The sequence below is a fragment of the Clostridium sp. DSM 8431 genome, assembly GCF_900116755.1.
Taxonomy (GTDB): Bacteria; Bacillota; Clostridia; order Clostridiales; family Clostridiaceae; genus Clostridium.
This window is the reverse complement of sequence record NZ_FPBY01000273.1, coordinates 1-2,623: the sequence shown is the minus strand read 5'-3', so window position 1 is coordinate 2,623 and position 2,623 is coordinate 1. Positions and strand designations below refer to the sequence as shown.

3 protein-coding genes are annotated in these 2,623 nt (G+C 27.4%); all 3 read right to left on the bottom strand.

Annotated features, from left to right (window positions below; genetic code table 11):
• Nucleotides 1–92: 92 nt before the first annotated feature.
• Genes BM384_RS16590 through BM384_RS16580 form a run of 3 tightly spaced genes read right to left on the bottom strand, consistent with a single transcriptional unit; the run spans nt 93 to nt 2,292 of the window.
• A complete protein-coding gene (locus BM384_RS16590; RefSeq protein ID WP_175537441.1) occupies nt 93–617 on the bottom strand; it encodes a DUF4446 family protein in 525 nt (174 codons plus the stop codon).
• 39 nt (nt 618–656) lie between these two features.
• Entirely contained in the window at nt 657–1,514 is an 858-nt protein-coding gene (locus tag BM384_RS16585; RefSeq protein WP_090015307.1) for a ParB/RepB/Spo0J family partition protein, read from the bottom strand.
• Nucleotides 1,507–2,292 (bottom strand): ParA family protein, encoded by a 786-nt coding sequence (locus tag BM384_RS16580; protein ID WP_090015305.1) that lies wholly within the window; start codon nt 2,290–2,292, stop codon nt 1,507–1,509. The genes BM384_RS16585 and BM384_RS16580 overlap by 8 nt, the downstream gene beginning before the upstream one ends.
• Between the last annotated feature and the right edge of the window lie 331 nt (nt 2,293–2,623).

Sequence of the window (2,623 nt, the reverse complement as noted above, 5' to 3'; positions counted from 1 at the left end):
CCCGTTACGGACTTTCACCGATTAGTGCACGCCCATGCTGGGCGCACAAATAAAAAAGATTGATATCAATTATGATACCAATCTTTTAATACTTAATTATCTTCATTAAAGTTATTTATCTTTTTATTAACAGCTTCGTTTAACACATGTTTTTCTTCTTCAGATAAATCATATCTAGATATACCTTTATCTATTGGTTTTGCATATGTAGTACTTTCTTGTCTTCCATAAATTCCTGTTAATAATATTCCATCATTATTTTCATCTAATATTGCAACTGAAAAACTTAAATCACTTCCTACATCTTCAAAAGCCTTATATCTCATTATAGCAACTTTTTGAACACATTCCTTCATATTGTTTCTAATTTCTTCGCAACGTTCTAATGCTTCATTTGACTTCTTATTTGACTCTTCTATATTATCTAATTGACTTATTATCAATTCTTCTAAATTCTTACTAGAAGTTCCTCTCATAAGCTTTCTATATCTGTTTTCTACTCTATTAATCGATTTGAATAATACAATAACTAAAATAAATAATAAAATAATTATTATTCCCATTCCACCTAATATATATGGAATATATTCATTAAGATTATTTGCTATACTTTCCAAAACTCATTTCATCCTTTCAAAAATGTTTCACGTGAAACATTACAAATTAATTATGTCTAATATTCTTTGTAAATCTTCTTCTGAATAGTATTCTATTTCGATTTTTCCTTTATTCTTTTTATTGCTTAAGTTAACTTTTGTTCCAAAGTAATCTTGTAGCCTTTCTTTTATATCTTTATAGTAAGGATTTAAATCTTTTTCAGTTTTCTTACTAACCTTTTCATCCTCACTATTTAATATATTCCTTATTATTCTTTCTATATCTCTAACTGATAACTTTTCATCAATTATTTTTTGAGATAATTCATATTGCATATCTCCATTAGATATTGCTAATAATGCTCTTCCATGTCCTTCTGAAATAACACCTTCAATTAAATATTGTTGAACTCTCTCATCTAAGTTCATTAGTCTCATACTATTAGTAATAGTAGTTCTAGATTTTCCTATTCTCTTACTTAACTCATCTTGAGTTAAATTAAAATCAGATAAAAGCTTTTTATACGCAACAGCTTCTTCAATAGGATTTAAATCTTGACGTTGAATATTTTCAATTAATGATACCTCTAATATTTGTTTTTCTGATAAATCCATTATTATAGCAGGTACTTCTTCAAGCCCTAAACTTTTTGCTGCTCTCCAACGTCTTTCTCCAGCAACAATAATATATTCATCATCTACTTTTTTTAAAATTAATGGTTGAATTATTCCATGATGCTTTATTGACTCTGCCAATTCAACAATCTTATCATTATCAAACTTTTTTCTAGGCTGATCACTATTGCTTTTTATCTTATTTAAAGGAATCATTAAGTCTTGTTCTTTCTTTTCTTCCTTTACTGGTTCCTCTGGGATAAGTGCACCTAAGCCCTTACCTAAAGCAAATTTTTTACTCATTAGAATCCCCCACTTCATTTTGTCTTTCTAAAAACTCTTTTGTGAATTTTAAATAAGATTCAGCACCCTTACACTTTTCATCATATAACATTATTGGAAGGCCAAAACTTGGTGACTCAGCTAATCTAATATTTCTTGGAATAGTGCTTTTAAACATTAAGTCCTTAAAATATTCTTTAACTTCTTTGTAAACTTCGTTACTTAAATTAGTACGATAATCATACATTGTCATTAATACTCCTTCAACTTTTAAATCCTTATTTAAAGATTTCTTTACTAGTTGAATTGTATTCATTAGCTGACCAACACCTTCTAACGCATAAAACTCACATTGTATTGGAATCAATACAGAATCACAACATGTTAGTGCATTAATTGTTATCATCCCTAAAGAAGGTGGACAATCTATAAATATATAATCATATTCTGATTCTAAACTTTTTATTTTATCTGCTAAAATTTGTTCCCTATCAGGTTTAGTAATCATTTCAACTTCTGCTCCAGCAAGTTCCATTGTTGATGGTGCAATTGATAAGTTTTGAATAAGATCACTCTTTATAATAGCTTCGTCTAAAGATACATCAGATGTTAATACATCATACATAGATAATTTAAGATTTCTTTTATCTAACCCCAACCCACTAGTCGTATTACCTTGGGGATCTATATCTAAGGTTAAAACTTTATATCCTTCCATTGCTAAATAAGAACATAAGTTAATATTTGTTGTTGTTTTTCCTACTCCACCCTTTTGATTAAATATACAAATTACCTTCATATATATAAAGCTCTAATCTTTAGAGCCAACACCCCCTTTCGCGTCTAATAATATTATATATATAAAATATTAATATTTAAAGAAATTTTACAAAAAAGAGTTCTTTTTGACTATATTATTTAAGAGAGTTCTAAAATTCACTCCCTATATAGATAAATGTACATATAGAGAGAACTTTACTTATAAAATTCTATTAAGAAATGATATATAAATACTCTAAAATTCTTATATAAGATAAATAAGGGGCTGTAAAAAAAGTCCTAAAAATCAAACGACCATACTAGCTCAAAAGCTTGTATGGTTGTTTTTTTCATATACTTATATTTTTTCA

Excerpts from the sequence above, each read along its gene's own strand:
- BM384_RS16585 (WP_090015307.1), bottom strand. The coding sequence starts at position 1,514 with ATGAGTAAAAAATTTGCTTTAGGTAAGGGCTTAGGTGCACTTATCCCA.
- BM384_RS16580 (WP_090015305.1), bottom strand. The coding sequence starts at position 2,292 with ATGAAGGTAATTTGTATATTTAATCAAAAGGGTGGAGTAGGAAAAACA.